We start from the raw sequence: 16,218 nt of genomic DNA, 5'->3' as shown, positions 1-16,218 counted from the left end.
GAAGCTTACACTGTCAATACTACTTCTAAACTCTACAGGAACCACAAATCCATAAATTCATATATATTTGCAATAGTTGGAGGTCTATATGCGGAACACTTACTTTTTTTTATTTGCTGGATTTTTTGCATTTTTATTTACGGCTTGTAGTGATAGCAATCCTACCGATTTTTACACAGAGAGTTCATCAAGAGAAACTCTTGTATCCAGTTCCACTATTATAAGTATTTCGTCCTCCAACGAAATCTTTTCAAGCAGCTTACAGACTAATTCGTCTAGCTCTTTTTCATCTTCAAGCATAACACTGATTTCATATGGTGAATTGATCGACGAGCGCGATGGTCAAGTATACAAAACCATCAAAATCGGCGAACAGACATGGATGGCGGAGAACTTGAACTTTGATTATCATAACAGAATGGCTTCGGTTCTAGCGCAGACATTGCCCAGTTTATGTTATAACAACAGTCGTGATAGTTGCGCAAAGTACGGAAGACTTTATTCATGGTCCACAGCCATGGATAGCGCCGCAGTTTATGGACAAACAGGAATCGGTTGTGGCATTTGGAGAGACGGTTTACAAGGCACATGCAAAAACGATGCGTACAATTATACAAGAGGAGCGTGTCCTGAAAACTGGCACATTCCAAATGAATCCGACATAAATAATTTCATCAAATTCGCCAATGAATCACCCAAAAACATCGAATGGTTAAATCACTACTGGCTTTATGGAGAAAATGAAAATATCAAGTATGAGTTACTTTCACAATATGGATTTTTTTGGTCTTCAATAGAATCTGACAGCAGTAAGGCAAAGGCTCTAGGAGTAATAGAAAAAAAATTCAATCAATTTGATGCTCAGAAACAAAGTTTTTACTTCATTCGTTGTGTCAAGGATGAAAAACCTCTTATCGTATCAGATTACGGCACAATGACGGACGAGCGCGATGATCAAGTTTACAAGACTGTAAAAATCGGCACCCAGTGGTGGATGGCGGAAAACCTGAACTATGCCTATATCGATTCAATAGAAACTGATTACAATCGTTATGATTCTGCGAGTGTTTGCTACAACAACGCCCCTGATAGTTGCGCAAAATACGGAAGGTTGTACATGTGGGACGCGGCGATGGATTGCAAAAAACAACGATTGCTTTACCTATCATACCGAAGACTCCAAGTCCCGTGGTATTTGCCCTGAAAAATGGCATATTCCAAGTGTCAACGAATGGAAAATTTTAATCGGCCACGCCAACAATCTTTCCACAAATTTAAAATCAACTAGCGATTGGCTTGATGATGGCAACGGTTCTGACGTTTTTGGATTTAATCTATTACCAGCAGGTTTTGTCAACATGGACCATCCTAAGGAATACAGATACATTGGAAATGTCCCAAATTTAGAGACCTCTCTCGAATCCGCAGGTAGATATACATATTTCGCGACTCAATTGGAATGGACTTTATGCATCCCCCCCTCATGCGACGCTCCCGAAGGGACCTACGTATTCAGTGTTTCAAGTAAGGATAGTCAAGTTATTTTTGAAAGAATGGAAAAAAATTATGCAGTATCCGTTCGCTGCGTGAAGGATGAATAGAGTAAAGTCCTCGCGGTTGCGAGGACTTCTTGGATTAGGAGTATAGTGTAAAAGGAACTTTTAGAGACCGTTTTTGTTGAATAGCGTGTAGCCGCGAACGAGACCATCTTGGAAAAGGCGAACAATGTAATTGCCGTTTTTGAGGCCTGCAATATCGACGTTAAACTCGCTTGCGCCGGCAGGGAGCATCTGCGAGAGTTTCAGGCGCCCATCCATGGAATAAATTTTCACGTTCATCGTGCGGGCAAGAACGCTCGGAGATGCGATTTGGAGAGTTTGTCGGTCAGCACGCACGCGGAGGCCTTGTTTTGCGGCAGCGACCGACTTGATGCTTATCGGCGGATCTTCTACGACGGGCTTTGGCTTGTTGCGCAGCAGGCGCACGCTATAGATGCCGCCCACCATTCCGGAACTTGCCGTAAACGAGATTCGAACAATTTTCTTGCCTTTTACCATTTTGTCCGGAATCGGGTACGTGACGTTTACGAATTCATCCTTTTTCCAGCGATTCGATATGGTTTCGGTTGTGAGCTTTTCATCGTCAATCGTGATGTCGAATGTGCGGGTGCAGCCTTCGTTGCCCCAATAACGTACCATGAGACTGAGAGAATCTTCGCTGTTCGTTTCGAATTCGTAGCTGATGAGGCCGCCATCGCCGCCAGAACACTTGCCAGCATCGCGGTAGAATTCACCTTGGTGCGTGCCGGAAGTGGAATTTTCGATTTTCATTTTGTGATCGACTTCTGGCTGCTGCTCGCCCGGAGCGACCTTATCGACAGTCTTTTCATCAAGCGCCAAGGCCTCTTTTTGTTCTTTTTCCAAGCGATCAAGAATCGAGGGGTCCGTGAGCACCATCCAGTACATCATGTAACGGGCGTCATGCACTTCGTAGAACGGCTGCAAAAGCAAGCTCGCGTCCTTTTGCTTCGCAAAAAGATAAGGCGCCTTGAAGTGGAGCGGTTCGCCTTTCACGGGTTCCACTTTCGACGGGATATCCTCTTTTTTGCTAGCAAGCATCGGCGCCTGGTCCAGCGATTCCAGCGCACCAGATGCAATGTGGCTCCAGCGACCATCATCAGCAACAAGGCCGTTCAAGTTCGCCGTCCCCGTCTTTGCAGATAGCACAATCGGTCCATGCAAAAGCGCCACGTAATCGGTCACGCCCGGCAAATCTTCGACATGCGTGTACATCGGGTAAAGTACTTCAACGACATCGCCCGACTTCCAGGACTTCCCTGCCGAAACGTAGCTCGACGGCGTCGATTTTTTCACGACAGTATCGCCATTGACGATGACCTTGAACTCACCTTCCTTGACCCAGTACGGATGGCGAATCTGCATGTCGAATTCACCGCTACCCGTAATCGTGAACTTGGAAGATTCACCCTTCGGGAAGGCGGTTTCCTGCTTGATTTTTACGCTCTTGTCTTTCCAATTCAAGATGGAAGCGGCAAAGAGGTTCACGTAGAGAGCGTCCTTGTCTTTCGTATAAATAAACTGATTGTACTTGGCCGGATTTTCCATGCCCGAACCCACGCAGCACCACATACCCGCATTGACCTTGGAATACACGCGGTAATGGCGCGGACGAGCCGGAGTGAAGTAGACATAGCCGCCATGCGTTGGGTGGATGGTTGAAAGGATATGGTTGAAAAGGGCGCGTTCGTAGAAGTCGGTGTAATGCGCATCGTGCTTGATGTTGAACAGACGTTCCGTGAGCTTTAACATGTTGTACGTATTACAAGATTCTGGTCCTTCACGTTCTTCGATGAATTTTTTGTGATTGTTGAGCGCCGGGAAATGTTCCGAAATGCTGTTGCCGCCAATGGCGATACTGCGTTTGTTCACGACCGTCTGCCAGAAGAAATCGGAGCCCTTCTTGTATTTTTCGTCGCCCGAGAGTTCTGCAATTCGTGCAAAACCCACAACCTTCGGCACCTGCGTATTCGCATGGACATTCGTCAAGTTGTCGTTGCCTTGCGACATCGGATTTAACAGCCACTGGTGCGACCATTTTTTCGCGGCATTCAGGTACTTCTCGTTTTTCGTGAGGTAGTAAGCGTCCGCATAGACTTCGGGCATGCCGCCGTGTTCCGTACCGAGCATCTGCTGCATCTTGGAATCGTTGAGACCGTCCGTAATCGTAATGCCCCAGTCGCAAAGCGCAAGGAACATCGTCTTTGCTTGCTCGTAGCCCGCATAAACGTAAGCATCGCGGAGGCCCGCATAGAGCTTGTGGATATTGTACCACGGCACCCAATAACCGTTTTGCGCACCTGCATTGCCACTCTTCATACTGAGCCACATCTTTTTGCCGTTGGGGACACCACTGATATAGCCCTTGAAATTGTTGTCCTTGGAATTCTGGTCCTGGATTGTCTTGAGTTCTTTCAAAATGTATTCGAGGCGTTCCTTGACCTGAACATCGTCGTTATCGGCGTAATGCATGGCCAAGGCACTCAGATAATGCCCAAGCACGTGGCCGTCGAGGCCCGCCCAGTTCGGGAACTTGCTCGCCTTGGGGCGCATTCCCGCTTCTTCGTAAAAAGGCGCGAGCAAACGGTCCACATCGTAGCTGAGGAGCGTTTCGACGTTCAAATCCTGACGTTCCTTCAAGACGCCGTCCAAAAGCTGCACATCCGACAACGCGAACATGTCGGGGTAAAGTGCATCCTGCGAAAAACTGAAACCGCACGCAAGCCCCGTCAAAGCGAGCGCCGTGCGAAAATGTTTACCAAGCCATCCTAACTTCATTGTTTCCACCTTTTTTCTAGCCCAAGGAGATTCCCGCTCGGTGGCGGGAATGACATGTAAGGTTTTATAGCGAGAGTGTTTACATTCTCATTAGAAAACCGCAGCAGTCATGCCTCGAAGAGGAATGACATGCAAGGTTTTATAGCGAGAAAAGCCCTACACTCTAGAAAATAGATTGAGAACGCGGCGTCAGGAATGGGGTTTGGGCAATTAGTTTTGCTGATTTGACAAAAAGCTAAATCCCAAAAGAATCGATATGAACGCTGTTATCGCCGCAGTTGGCCTTAGATTCGGTAGTAAAATTATCCAAGAGGGTGTCGAATACGGCAGTTTCGTCTACGTAGGCACAATAGGCTTCGAGAGTACCGTTGTCGTCGCAGGCGCCACTGAGTTCATCATTTACATTCTGGAGCAAGCAAAGCTTTTTGAACTGTTCAAAGAGTTCATCGCAACCGCTGCCAAATTTTTCAAGTTTTATACTTCTTTCCACACGATTGTTTTGCCCAATCTTAAACTGGGAGGAATAATTTTTTTCGTCAATTTTACAAGAAGCGGAGGCGCCTTTTTCTTCGGAGTACACCGCAATCGATCCTTCTGTGGGGACTGCACCCCCCACAGTCACATCAACAATCACATACCTGGTCGTCGCTTCTTTTTCAAACGTGACCGAGTAAAGTTTTCCTTGTTCTAAAACCTGATAGCCTTGCTTGATGACAAAGACGCCATCATTTGCGGGATTATTGATATAGATATTATCATCCGAATGGTCCTCACTACTAGAGGAAATTGAAGAACTGCTTCCGTCGGCATACGCTAAAGGATTCGCATTCGGATCAACCGTACCACTGGAACATGCGACTATAGCAAACGGCAAAAGGATTCCAACCAAGTAGATAAATTTATTTAACATATTTCTTCCCCGTTATTTTATCCGTGAGTGGGAAAAATTGAAAGTTGATTCGGCAAACCTGATCAAAGTTACTGTTCTCGTTGGCAATAGCGACAACCTTTTTGCAACAAGCCTTGATTTCTTCGATAATTCTGTTGTACGCATCCTGATTCACGCTAAGCGTAACACCATTAAAGAAGCGTTCATTTGCTGAATAGCGGTCCACGGCGCGGGCAGCCATAATGGCCATTTCTTTGTGCATCGCGCGAATGGCGATAGGGAGCGCCTCCTTGGAACCAATAATGGTCTGGGCGGTCTGGGTATAAACGCCATTGCCCTCTTTTTTCAAAAATCCAGCTTTGACAAGGAAATCCAGAACATCACTAATTTCTTCGGCAGATACGTATTCCTTGCATTCTTCGGCAAGGTCGCGCGGCGTTGCCCCAGGCATGAGCGGAGCGAGTTCGCGAATAACCGGATACTTCCAAGATTCATAATATTGAAGAGCCTCTTTGTCGACAACGCGAACCTGATGCTCCAAGGCAATACGTTCCATTTCGAGAAACGCGGCTCTTTGAGTTTCGTTGTTATCCGCGTTACCATAGGCAACAAGCTGGTAAAAATACTGTTCTTCGTAATCGACGAGTCCCATCGATTTCGCCACCTGGCAGGCCTTAATTTTACTGAGCTTGCTTTGACCCATGCTAACAAGCTTTAAAAAATTCGGCGAAGAAAAACCCGCATTCCGACAAAATTCACGCCACGAGAAAGCTCCAAGACGTTTACGTTCGTCGTAATAATCCTGCAAATAGAGGTGATAATCGCGGTATTCGAAAATAGACTTCATGGTTTTTAAAATAAATTTTTACAATACAAAAGTCAACATTTGTATTATACGGGAAATTTTATTTTGCTGACGAGAAAGCAATATTTTCGATTTTTTAGGAGACGTAAAGTCTATATTATACAAACTGTATAATGTGAAAAGGACGGTTTTAACACCGTCCCCTTTTAAAAAAAGCGCAACAATGTTACTTGCTGGTGTATGTCGCCCTGGAATCCCTAAGTTCCAAAATTTTACTTTCAGGCAAGTGCGAGTACTTGACGATTTTTTCAATCGGTTCGTTATCGGCAAGCATGTCAAGAGCAACAGCCGTACGTTCATCGTTGCGGCCTTCAACGCGGCCTTGAACGCGACCTTCAGCTCGTCCCTCAACTCGACCTTCTGCGCGACCTTCAGCACGACCTTCAGCACGACCTTCATTGCGGCCTTCTGCAAGCCCCTCGGCCCGGGCATTTAGTTTTTCAACATAGAGTTCATAATTGTGGTCGCTCATTTTCATAGCCTCGCTTACAAGGAAGTCCTTTGTAAAAATACACAATTTGGCTTTTTCCTGCAAGAGGGCATATTGCGAGCCTTTCGGAACATCAACAGGACATTCGCGGTTCAAGCCATCAAACACGCGCAGCCACAGCGCAAGCCTGCTGGAATCCTTTTCATATTTGCGCTTGATGAATTTAGGGATTTCGACAAGCGTTATCGTTTCCTTTTCATAAAAAACTTCATTATCCTGATTCTTGAGCCGAATACAATGCCTGTAATTGCGGGACTCAGGGAAACCGTCAAACATCTGAAGGCTGATGAGATTCAGGTTGCGGAGCTTGTAGTCATCTCCTTTAACACGACTTGCAATTGTATGTTTTGCAGCATAAAGAACCAATCGGCTATTGAAGGAGTCATGTTCAACATGCTGAACTTCGAGCACGATGCGTTCCTGACGCTGGTCGAGCGCCACGACATCAGAGGTGATGCTCTTGCCAATCGCTTCCGGGAGAGCAGGGTTCACGAAAGAGACTCGTTCAATGCAATCACCGCCATCAAGCTTCAGCACTGCATTGAGAAAATCTACCGTAATCGACTCGTTTTCAGGATTTCCGAAAAGAATCTTAAAAATATTGTCGTTATAAACGTACACGTATTTATAGCGTTCATTGTACTTCGCGATACAAGCGGAAACGTCACCTCCGTTCTTGTGAGTTTCGCTGATATCCTTAAGCATTTCTGCATATTGCGTTTTATTCATAAAAGTTCCTTTGCCGCTTTTGGGCGGCTAGATATGCGTATGAGGGGGATAAGAATGAGAAAAAAAAGCAACAGTCTTTAACCCCGCCACACGGCGGTTAAAATTTGAGAGATTTGTTTAAAGCCATCCGCTGCCGCAGACGGGATATGTATCGCAGTGTATTCCGCATGGGTTTTCCAAGGCAGGGGTGGTCAAGCCACCGCTTCCGTCAATACCGGACCTACAACTGCGAGAAGGGATGAACCCGCCCGTGGATGCGTACGCCTCTGTCAGCGGGATGATCTGGTCCGCGAATTAATATACACTATTCATAGCACGCGGTAAAGGGGCCGCTCTGCGGCGAAAAAAGCACCCTAAAAAACAAAAAGGGCGGTTGAGAAACCGTCCTTTGAAAAGCACGAGGCGTCGCCGAAACCGTGCAAGCAAGGCGTTTTAGCGAATCTTGACTTGCAAGGCGCTATTTTTGCATTTAGCGATGTAGTTGCCTTGGCGGAGACCGTTCAGTTGCATTTGGGCCTGCCCGGCGGACACGTTATTCGTGGAGCGGACGAGGTTTCCGTTCATGTCGAAAAGCATAATGTCAGCTGAGCCATAAAGCGTATTGCCATCGCGGTGGAGTTTCACCTGAGCGCCCGCGAGAACGGTCGGCAAAACAATTGTAGCCGAGCTGCTAGACTGCGTAATTTCGCTGGAGCTAGAAACTGCGACGCTAGAACTAGAGGCGGGCGCGTCGTTGCCGCCATTGATAAAGTCTTCAACGTGCGTGACGCCGTTGTTCACGTAATTGCCGAGGCCATACACTCCGCGCATGGCGTTGATAACGTCAACTTCAAGGACCTTGCCCACCGGCGAAGATTGACGACGGATGTAAGCCATGTTGTCGTAGCCGGAACTGCTTTCGTTACCCATATCCCAAAGAATCGGGGTGAGCCCGTACTGCTTCGCCGCCGAAACGACATCCTTGTGCCATTGCACGCGGCCCTGCTTGTGGAGATTCAGGTCGGAACCGCTCAATTCCGGAGAGCGGACATTTGCACCAAATTCACCGACAATGACCGGGTAGCCCTTATCCACGTAATTCGTCTTCATCTTGGCGAACTGTTCCTGCGGATGCACGATGCTCCCGAGCTTGGAATCGACAGAGCCCGCCCAGGCGTTATAACCCGCATTGCGCTTGGGTTCGCTAGCCTTGGTGTAATCGCCATAGTAGTACTGCGGCTGAATCGGTTCGCTAGCGCCCCAATCCTGTTGGCTCGTCATAAGCGTGTACTGGTACGGATCATAGTAGTGCACTTCGAACATCAAGCGACCTTCGACCTTGTCCTTCGGGAAAGTGCTGACCGGGGCACTTTTGACCGACTTGTCGATGTCAGTGTTGAGGCCTTGGATAATCAAGGTGCGAGTCTCGTTGTTGCCACCCGTAGCGCGCACGGCATCAATGAACGTCTGGTAGTAGTGCATAAGCGTAGACACATGCTGCGATGTCCACGTATTCACATTCGGGCCGGGTTCGTTTGCGCCCGCGAAAAGCAACCGTTCGTTGTAGTCCTTAAACTTGTTCGCAATCTGCGTCCAGTAAGTTTTCATCTTGTTGTCGATGTTGCTATTGACGCTCGTGCCGATGTTGCTCTGGAACCAACCACCTTCACCTTCGTGGTGGATGTTCAAAATCGTGTAGAGGCCCGCGCGCATCGCGTAATCGACAACCGTCTTCACGGAATCAAGCCAAGTTTCGGTGACCTTGCCACCGCTCGTGTGGCTATCCCAAGCGCAAGGAATACGCACCGTATTGAAGCCTGCCGCCTTCACGGAATCCAACAAAGCCTGAGTCGGGAACGGATTGCCCCAGGCCGTCGGATTGTTCGGCACTTCCATCGAGTTGCCGATATTGAAGCCCAAGCCCATCTTGGCTTGAACTTCTTTTGCTGTTGGAAGTGTAGCCGCAGAAACAGAACCTGCTAGCATCGCTACGCCACAGGCAATTCCAAAAAACTTTGAATAAGCCATAACATCTCCTTAAATATCCCCACTAAGAATATAATCAAAAGAATTCGGAAAAGGCGATGTCAGAAAAAAGGAAGAATTGACAAAAAGGAACGGGGCCTCAATTTAATGCTATTTTACCAATTCTCCTGCGCAGATCTTTTTAGATTCTGCGATAAAAACGCTTAAAAGAGTGTCGAAATCAGCAGTTTCATCCGAATAGACACAATCTGCCAAAAGCAGTCCATTTTCATCACAAGAGAAGCCCAATTTATCATTTCCATTTTTTATAGAACATGAGTTCTTAAAATCTTCGAACATACTATCGCATGTCTTACCATCTATTTTTACATTCACATTTCTCTTTACACGGTTCGAATTTTCAATTTTAAATTTAGAGGAATATACAACAGCATCATTTTCGCAAACAGCCGATGCACCATTTTCTTCGGCATAGACATCAATTTTCCCAAACGGCTCCACTATCCCTTTCCAAGCAGTTTCATCACTCCTCACAATTTCAAAAGTCTGCGTAATTTTAGACTTAAAATCAAGAGCACCGCCCTTTATCCCAGGTTTGTCATTTGAAGAGCTACTATTATCAGCATAAACAGCAGGATTTGCATTCGGGTCAATCGAAGAACCACCACCTAAAGAATCATCGGTACAAGCCAACGTAAAAAAGAACAAAGAAAAGGCAATCAAAACAAGGATCTTATTACGCATGTTTTTTCTCCTTAATTTTATTCGTCACTGGGAAAAATTGAAAGTTCACTCGGCAAACCTGATTCGTCTTTTTGTTAGCACCCACAACAGCGACAATTCTTTTACAGCTATCCTTAATAATATCAACAATTTTATCGTAGGCCACTTCATCGACACCAACCGTAATCCCGGTAAAAAAGCGTTCCTTTGCAGAATATCGATCCACAGCACGTAATGCCATACCCGCCATTTCCTTATGCATTGCCCGAATCGCAGCCGAAAGAGCATCCTTAGAACCAATAACAGTTTGGTCCGTCTGCGAATAAATTTTATCCCCTTCTTTTTTCAAGAAGCCAGCATTGACAAGAAAATCGATAACATCCCGGACTTCTTCAGCAGAGACGTATTCCTTGCATTCCTCGGCAATGTCGCGAGGAGTTGCTCCCGGCATGAGCGGGGCCAGTTCACGGATAACAGGATATTTCCAGGATTCATAATATTGGAGTGCATCTTTGTCTATAACACGAGCTTTATGTTCAGAGGCAATCCGTTGCATTTCAGCTAGAGCAGCATTTTTCACATCATCATCTACGGCATTTCCAAAGATGACTAATTGTCTAAAATATTCTTCTTCATATTCAACAAGACCCATAGCTCTTGCGACTTGGCCCGATTTCACCTTGCTAAGATTCCACGCACCATCACGAACAAGCTTTAAAAAATTTGGAGACGAAAAGCCAGCTTCACGACAGAACATACGCCATGAAAATTTTTCATACCGTTTACGTTCGTCTAAATAGTCCTGCAAATAGAGACGATAATCGTTATATTCAAAAATCGATTTCATATTCCAAACCCTTAAAAATAGAGTAAAATCCCCGAAGGTTCATCGAGGATTTCGCCATAAATTGAGCTAATAAACAAGTCAAAAACTACCGACGGTGAGGAATAATGCGTAAAGTTCCTATTCCTCTTTTACGTAGGCAATGGGATAGACCTTAGCGTTTCCACTACGATTCACACTAACAAATTTTGAGTCCATAAATTCTGCAGGAACATTTATTTCATAATCAGCAGAACAAATACCACCACATTTGGGAGTCGGGTAGCGACTCATAATCAATGTATCTTTTTTTCCAAGAGGATCATTATAAACAACAAATGTATCAGGCGGATTTTTGTAATAGTCTACGAAAAAAAACACAGTATCGTTCGACTTTTCAACAGATATATTTGATATTTTGCCTTTATCACGAATGAACTGCATCGTTTCGTTCAACTCGGCAGAGACAACAACTGTATCAGGAGTATATTCATAGTATTCTATGGAAACTTGCAAAGTATCCTTTGACTTTTCAAGAGTTATATTTGACACTTCGCCTTTATGAGGACAAATTGATTGCATTTTTTCTTTCAACACAGCAGAGCCATCTTTGTTCATATACAAATGGATAGAATCAGTTTTCGCTTCAACCTTTTTCAACCCAACAACAGTCATACCACAAGCACTCTGATTTTCAGTAGTAAAAGCAGCAGACTCAACTTTAGCCACTGTTAAATCAACAGAACCACTTACAGTTGAATTTGCAGAATCAGAGTCATTGGAGCAGGCAGCAAAAAAGCCAATGGACATCACAAGGCTCACAAATGGAACAAATATTTTTTTCATCATAATTGACCTCTTTGTTTTTATCAGTCACTCTTTGGCATAGGCTATGGGATAAAGATTGGCATAGCGATTTATACTAACATATTTCGCACCAACATATTCTGTAGGAACATCTATTTCATAATCGGCATAACAGGCTCCACATTTAAACACTTCTTGACCAACAACATGTTTTGTCGAATCTGTTAAATAAATAATAGTATCTTGGGGATATTCATAGTAGTCTATGGAAACCAGCAAGGTATCTTCCAACTTTTCAAGAGATATATTTGTTATTTTTCCATCCCACCTACAAATAGTCACCATTCTTTCTTTCAATATAGCAGAGCCATCTTCATTCATATACATATGGGCGGAATCAGTTACAGACATAGACTTTTTTAATGCGCCTGCACTACCACCACACGATTCCTGACTTGCAACATAAGAGACCGAATCTAGTTTAGCCACTGTCGAAACACTAGGGCCACTCACCTGCAAATTATTGGAATCAGAGTCATTGGAGCAGGCGGCAAAAAGGGCAAAACCCATCGCAAGCCCTACAAGGGGAATAAGCATTTTTTTCATCATAATTAACCTCTTTGTTTTTCTATAAATAAAATTAACAGAAAAGAGATTTTTTTAAAAGAACAAAAGCCCCCATATTTTTTCTTTTTCTTCAATTTTTCCGTCATTTTCTTTCATTTTTTTCTCAAGTGAATAGAATACGACAAAAAGGAACGAAAGCAAAAAAGGATGGCCGAAGCCATCCTCTTTTTAAAGTGCGTAAGGTGATTCCGGCACGTCCCCGTCAAGCGAGGACAGGTAGGCCGGAATGACAGTCCAAGCAAGAATTACTTCTTCAAGAACTCGTTGATGCCTGCTGCGGCTCTGCGACCTTCGCCCATGGCGAGGATCACGGTTGCAGCGCCGAGCACGATGTCGCCACCTGCGTAGACCTTTTCCATGAAAGTCTTGTTGGCGGTTGCATCTTCGAGAAGGATGTGACCCTTCTTGTCGACAGAGAGTTCCGGAGTGGTGTTGCTGATAAGCGGGTTGGAACCGTTACCGATTGCAACGAGCACAGTGTCGCATTCAATTTCGAAGCTTGCGCCTTCGATCTTGACCGGACGCGGACGGCCCTTTTCGTCGGGTTCGCCGAGTTCGTACTTGTCGACGAGCATGCCACGGACGTGACCGGCTTCATCGCCAAGAATCTTGGCCGGGTTCTGCAAGACGCAGAATTCGACACCTTCTTCCTGAGCGTGGAGAACTTCTTCCTTACGGGCCGGAAGTTCGTTCATGCTGCGGCGGTAAATGATGCGGACCTTTTCTGCACCGAGGCGGAGTGCCATACGGGCAGCGTCCATAGCGACGTTACCACCACCGAGGACGACAACGTTCTTGCCCGGCCACATCGGGGTATCGGCATGTTCTTTGTCGTAGGCGCGCATGAGGTTTGCGCGGGTGAGGTATTCGTTAGCAGCGAACACACCGACGAGGTTTTCACCTTCGATGTTCATGAACAACGGAAGACCAGCACCGGTACCGACGAACACAGCGTCAAAGCCATCCTTTTCGATGAGGTCCTTGAGCTTGCGGGTACGGCCAATGACAAAGTTCGTTTCGAACTTCACGCCCATAGCGGCGAGGGATTCAATTTCCTTGTCCACAATCTTCTTCGGAAGACGGAATTCAGGAATACCATAGCGGACCACGCCACCGAGCTTGTGGAAAGCTTCGAAAATGGTCACGTCGTGGCCTTCGCGGCGGACGTCAGCAGCGACGACCAAGCCGGCAGGACCGGAACCGATCACAGCCACCTTCTTGCCAGTAGCAGGCTTAACGGCCGGAACCGTAGCACCACCGTTGTTGCGTTCATAGTCAGCAGCAAAGCGTTCCAAACGACCGATTGCGACAGCCTGGTTCACGTCCTTGTGCATCTTGCCCATCGTGCAGTTCATCTGGCACTGGCGTTCCTGCGGGCAAACACGACCGCAGATAGCCGGGAGCAAGCTCGTTTCCTTAATCTTTGCAATAGCAGCCTTGAAGTCGCCTTCGGCAATCTTTGCGATGAAGGCCGGAATGTCGATGTGCACCGGGCAGCTTTCGACGCAGGGCTGATTCTTACAAGCAAGGCAGCGGTTAGCTTCGACAATAGCCTGAGCTTCGGTATAACCCTGAGCCACTTCTTCCATCACGCGTGCGCGGTAGGAGGGTTCGAGCTGCGGCATCGGCTGGGCCGGGATTGCAGTCTTGTCCTTCGGCTTCAAGGGCTTCGGAAGGGCATTAATCTTTTCAAGTTCCACCTTGGCGGCGGCGTCCAACTGTTCGCGAGTCATATGTTCAGACATTATTTGCTCTCCTTAGCCTTGGCATCTGCCATCTTGTCGATATTGCACTTGTGGCCGTCATTTGCACCGAAGCGATGCAAAGCTTCCTGTTCCTGGGGCTTGAATGCACCCATACGCTGGAGCATGTTGTTCCAGTCGACTTCGTGGCCGTCGAATTCCGGACCATCGACGCAGACGAACTTCGTCTTGCCACCGATAGTGACGCGGCAACCACCGCACATGCCAGTACCATCGACCATGATGCTGTTGAGGCTAACGACAGTCTTCACACCATACGGCTTAGTGGTGAGGGCGCAGAACTTCATCATGATCGGAGGACCGATAGCGATGACCATGTCCGGCTTGCCCTTGGTGTCTTCGCAGAGTTCCTTGAGCGGTTCAGTCACGAGACCCTTGCGGCCATAAGAACCGTCGTCGGTCATGAAAATGATGTTGTCAGCGAGAGCCGTCATTTCTTCCTTCATGAGGAAGAGGCTTTCGTTACGAGCACCCATGATAATCGTTACCTTGTTGCCAGCAGCCTTGAGAGCCTGGACAATCGGGTGCATCGGGGCAATACCGACACCACCGCAAACGCAGACCACGTGGCCAAAGTTGTCGATATGGGTCGGAGAACCGAGCGGGCCAACCAAAACCGGGATATCGTCACCGACTTCGAACTTGGAGAGTTCAGTCGTCGTCTTGCCAACCGTCTGGAAAATGAGGGTGATAGAACCTTCATTCGTATCGGCGTCAGCAATAGTGAGCGGAACGCGTTCACCGTTGTCCTTGTTCGTCTGGAGGATGATAAACTGTCCTGCCTTACGTTCTTGCGCGATCAGCGGGGCGTGGACGCGGAATTGGAATACCGCGGGAGATAACTGTTTTTTAAAGAGAATCTTTGCCATAATGCGAGGCAATATAGAAATTTTTTTTGACGACTGATAGTAAAAAAATATGTAAAGGGTCTTACAGGGCACAAAAAAAGCCAACTAAAATTGTAGGAAAAATTTTACAATTTTTGTAATTATAATTATATTGTAGTCTAAAGGAGTCATGAATCATGAGAGTATCTACGAAAGGTCGATACGCTATTCGCGTTATTATTGATATGGCAGAAAACGGCGAAGCCGAATTCCACCCACTGCACAACCTGGCGGAACGTCAGGGACTTTCCGAAAAATATCTCGAAGCGATTCTTGGAGTCCTCGTAAAGAACAATGTGCTCGAAGGCGCACGCGGCAAGGGCGGCGGCTACAAGCTAGCAAAGCCAGCGGCTGAGCTCACGGTTTGGGAAATCCTGAGTGTCATTGAGACATCCATTAGCCCGGTAGAATGCGTCACCGACGGCAAGAGCGGTTGCGACCGCGCAGATATTTGCCCGACACTCCCGATGTGGAAGGACTTGGCCAAAATCATCAAGGACTACTTCACGGGAATTACGATCGAGCAATTGGCCCGCAAAGCCCCCAAAATTGCGCGCCCGCTCTGCAACGAAAAATAAAAGAGCGAAATCTAGTCACTTTCCGGACTGAACATCAGCGCTGCGTTCTGCGCTTTTTGATTTCGTCCAAAGGAATACCGGAAATAATAGCGATTTTTTCAATAGGAATATCGTTAGCAAGCATCGCATCGACCATTTCAAATCGAGTCTCAATCTTGGCACCAGCCAAACGACATTCTATTTCTTCTTTTGCAATCATTTCTCGCTCCAGTTCGTTCAGAGTGGTTTTGTCCAAGTTTTCAATTTTGATGCGGTTCAAGGCGTCGTTGACGATTCCATTCCCAAAGTCAGGAAGCGGTTCGCCCTCATGCGCGTGTTTGAGCACATAGAGCCAAGCATCAACAGGATTTTTCACCTCGTCTGCGGTCTTATTGAATTTCGGCAGACATACAATAATATACTTATTTTTGGGGAATAACGTCTCGATGATTCCTCCATCTAACACTTCCTTGCTATAAATAGCCCATTCATCAATGTATTTTCCCATGCAGTACGGCAATTCAAAATCACAAATCCAAATGGATATTGTTTCGGGAATTTCATAACGCCGGTATTCCTTTTCTTCTTTTGTGAGCGTTTTGAATTCTTCTGATTTATCCATTTCATGCTTGCCTTTTATAATCAAGAACGCTTTGTACAATATGGTTCGGTCGATAAAGAAACTGTGGTCTGCCTTCTGCATTTCAATATTAAGGAAACGCTTAGAACCCGTAGTTG

Annotated in this window: 15 protein-coding genes; 3 read left to right on the top strand and 12 right to left on the bottom strand. The window is 46.4% G+C overall.

Annotated elements, in window-relative coordinates:
- The first annotated feature begins 88 nt into the window (after positions 1–88).
- Together B3A20_RS08250 and B3A20_RS15615 are read left to right on the top strand one after the other, a co-directional pair.
- On the top strand, positions 89–1,204 hold the full coding sequence (locus B3A20_RS08250; RefSeq protein ID WP_290763440.1) for an FISUMP domain-containing protein: 1,116 nt from the start codon (positions 89–91) through the stop codon (positions 1,202–1,204).
- Positions 1,086–1,601, top strand: coding sequence for an FISUMP domain-containing protein (locus B3A20_RS15615; RefSeq protein WP_414655238.1), 516 nt, complete (start codon positions 1,086–1,088; stop codon positions 1,599–1,601). The genes B3A20_RS08250 and B3A20_RS15615 overlap by 119 nt, the downstream gene beginning before the upstream one ends.
- 60 nt (positions 1,602–1,661) lie before the next feature.
- Here the strand turns inward: B3A20_RS15615 and B3A20_RS08245 are convergent, their stop codons facing one another.
- The 11 genes from B3A20_RS08245 to B3A20_RS08195 all read right to left on the bottom strand — a co-directional run bounded on the left by B3A20_RS08245 (position 1,662) and on the right by B3A20_RS08195 (position 14,905).
- Positions 1,662–4,355 (bottom strand): beta-L-arabinofuranosidase domain-containing protein, encoded by a 2,694-nt coding sequence (locus B3A20_RS08245; RefSeq protein WP_290763438.1) that lies wholly within the window; start codon positions 4,353–4,355, stop codon positions 1,662–1,664.
- A gap of 235 nt (positions 4,356–4,590) precedes the next feature.
- Complete coding sequence (locus tag B3A20_RS08240) at positions 4,591–5,265, bottom strand: hypothetical protein (protein ID WP_290763436.1); 675 nt, start codon at positions 5,263–5,265, stop codon at positions 4,591–4,593.
- Positions 5,255–6,091 carry a TIGR02147 family protein gene (locus B3A20_RS08235; RefSeq protein WP_290763433.1) on the bottom strand — a complete coding sequence of 279 codons (837 nt, stop codon included), beginning with the start codon at positions 6,089–6,091 and terminating at the stop codon, positions 5,255–5,257. Before B3A20_RS08235 ends, B3A20_RS08240 begins: the two co-directional genes overlap by 11 nt.
- 184 nt (positions 6,092–6,275) lie before the next feature.
- Positions 6,276–7,328, bottom strand: coding sequence for an Rpn family recombination-promoting nuclease/putative transposase (locus B3A20_RS08230; RefSeq protein WP_290763431.1), 1,053 nt, complete (start codon positions 7,326–7,328; stop codon positions 6,276–6,278).
- 432 nt (positions 7,329–7,760) lie between these two features.
- Entirely contained in the window at positions 7,761–9,335 is a 1,575-nt protein-coding gene (locus tag B3A20_RS08225; RefSeq protein ID WP_290763429.1) for a glycoside hydrolase family 5 protein, read from the bottom strand.
- A 108-nt stretch (positions 9,336–9,443) separates the two neighbouring features.
- Positions 9,444–10,037 carry a hypothetical protein gene (locus B3A20_RS08220; protein ID WP_290763427.1) on the bottom strand — a complete coding sequence of 198 codons (594 nt, stop codon included), beginning with the start codon at positions 10,035–10,037 and terminating at the stop codon, positions 9,444–9,446.
- Positions 10,030–10,863, bottom strand: a complete 834-nt coding sequence (locus B3A20_RS08215) for a TIGR02147 family protein (protein WP_290763424.1) — start codon at positions 10,861–10,863, stop codon at positions 10,030–10,032. Before B3A20_RS08215 ends, B3A20_RS08220 begins: the two co-directional genes overlap by 8 nt.
- Before the next feature lie 117 nt (positions 10,864–10,980).
- The gene (locus B3A20_RS08210) at positions 10,981–11,688 is read right to left on the bottom strand and encodes a hypothetical protein (RefSeq protein WP_290763421.1); all 708 of its coding nucleotides are present in this window, start codon (positions 11,686–11,688) and stop codon (positions 10,981–10,983) included.
- A gap of 24 nt (positions 11,689–11,712) precedes the next feature.
- Positions 11,713–12,255, bottom strand: coding sequence for a hypothetical protein (locus B3A20_RS08205; RefSeq protein WP_290763419.1), 543 nt, complete (start codon positions 12,253–12,255; stop codon positions 11,713–11,715).
- 263 nt (positions 12,256–12,518) lie between these two features.
- A complete protein-coding gene (gene gltA, locus B3A20_RS08200) occupies positions 12,519–14,018 on the bottom strand; it encodes an NADPH-dependent glutamate synthase (protein WP_290763416.1) in 1,500 nt (499 codons plus the stop codon).
- Positions 14,018–14,905 (bottom strand): sulfide/dihydroorotate dehydrogenase-like FAD/NAD-binding protein, encoded by an 888-nt coding sequence (locus B3A20_RS08195; protein ID WP_290763413.1) that lies wholly within the window; start codon positions 14,903–14,905, stop codon positions 14,018–14,020. The genes gltA and B3A20_RS08195 overlap by 1 nt, the downstream gene beginning before the upstream one ends.
- Before the next feature lie 155 nt (positions 14,906–15,060).
- Between B3A20_RS08195 and B3A20_RS08190 the strand changes: the two genes are divergently transcribed.
- Positions 15,061–15,501: an RrF2 family transcriptional regulator gene (locus B3A20_RS08190; RefSeq protein WP_290763411.1), complete on the top strand. Its 441-nt coding sequence runs from the start codon at positions 15,061–15,063 to the stop codon at positions 15,499–15,501.
- A gap of 34 nt (positions 15,502–15,535) precedes the next feature.
- On the opposite strand, the gene B3A20_RS08185 is transcribed toward B3A20_RS08190, so the two are convergent.
- Positions 15,536–16,218 (bottom strand): PD-(D/E)XK nuclease family transposase (locus B3A20_RS08185; RefSeq protein ID WP_290763410.1); only part of this gene is annotated, 683 nt, incomplete at its 5' end.

Origin of the sequence: Fibrobacter sp. UBA4297, assembly GCF_002394865.1 — a bacterium.
Taxonomy (GTDB): domain Bacteria; phylum Fibrobacterota; class Fibrobacteria; order Fibrobacterales; family Fibrobacteraceae; genus Fibrobacter.
The sequence above is the reverse complement of the archived record's forward strand: the minus strand, read 5'-3'. Positions and strand labels throughout refer to the sequence as shown.

Coding starts and splice junctions, on each gene's coding strand:
- B3A20_RS08190 (WP_290763411.1), top strand. CDS start 15,061: ATGAGAGTATCTACGAAAGGTCGATACGCTATTCGCGTTATTATTGAT.
- B3A20_RS08240 (WP_290763436.1), bottom strand. CDS start 5,265: ATGTTAAATAAATTTATCTACTTGGTTGGAATCCTTTTGCCGTTTGCT.
- B3A20_RS08230 (WP_290763431.1), bottom strand. CDS start 7,328: ATGAATAAAACGCAATATGCAGAAATGCTTAAGGATATCAGCGAAACT.
- B3A20_RS08250 (WP_290763440.1), top strand. CDS start 89: ATGCGGAACACTTACTTTTTTTTATTTGCTGGATTTTTTGCATTTTTA.
- B3A20_RS08245 (WP_290763438.1), bottom strand. CDS start 4,355: ATGAAGTTAGGATGGCTTGGTAAACATTTTCGCACGGCGCTCGCTTTG.
- B3A20_RS08215 (WP_290763424.1), bottom strand. CDS start 10,863: ATGAAATCGATTTTTGAATATAACGATTATCGTCTCTATTTGCAGGAC.
- B3A20_RS08210 (WP_290763421.1), bottom strand. CDS start 11,688: ATGATGAAAAAAATATTTGTTCCATTTGTGAGCCTTGTGATGTCCATT.
- B3A20_RS08225 (WP_290763429.1), bottom strand. CDS start 9,335: ATGGCTTATTCAAAGTTTTTTGGAATTGCCTGTGGCGTAGCGATGCTA.
- B3A20_RS08195 (WP_290763413.1), bottom strand. CDS start 14,905: ATGGCAAAGATTCTCTTTAAAAAACAGTTATCTCCCGCGGTATTCCAA.
- B3A20_RS08205 (WP_290763419.1), bottom strand. CDS start 12,255: ATGATGAAAAAAATGCTTATTCCCCTTGTAGGGCTTGCGATGGGTTTT.
- gltA (WP_290763416.1), bottom strand. CDS start 14,018: ATGTCTGAACATATGACTCGCGAACAGTTGGACGCCGCCGCCAAGGTG.
- B3A20_RS08235 (WP_290763433.1), bottom strand. CDS start 6,091: ATGAAGTCTATTTTCGAATACCGCGATTATCACCTCTATTTGCAGGAT.
- B3A20_RS08220 (WP_290763427.1), bottom strand. CDS start 10,037: ATGCGTAATAAGATCCTTGTTTTGATTGCCTTTTCTTTGTTCTTTTTT.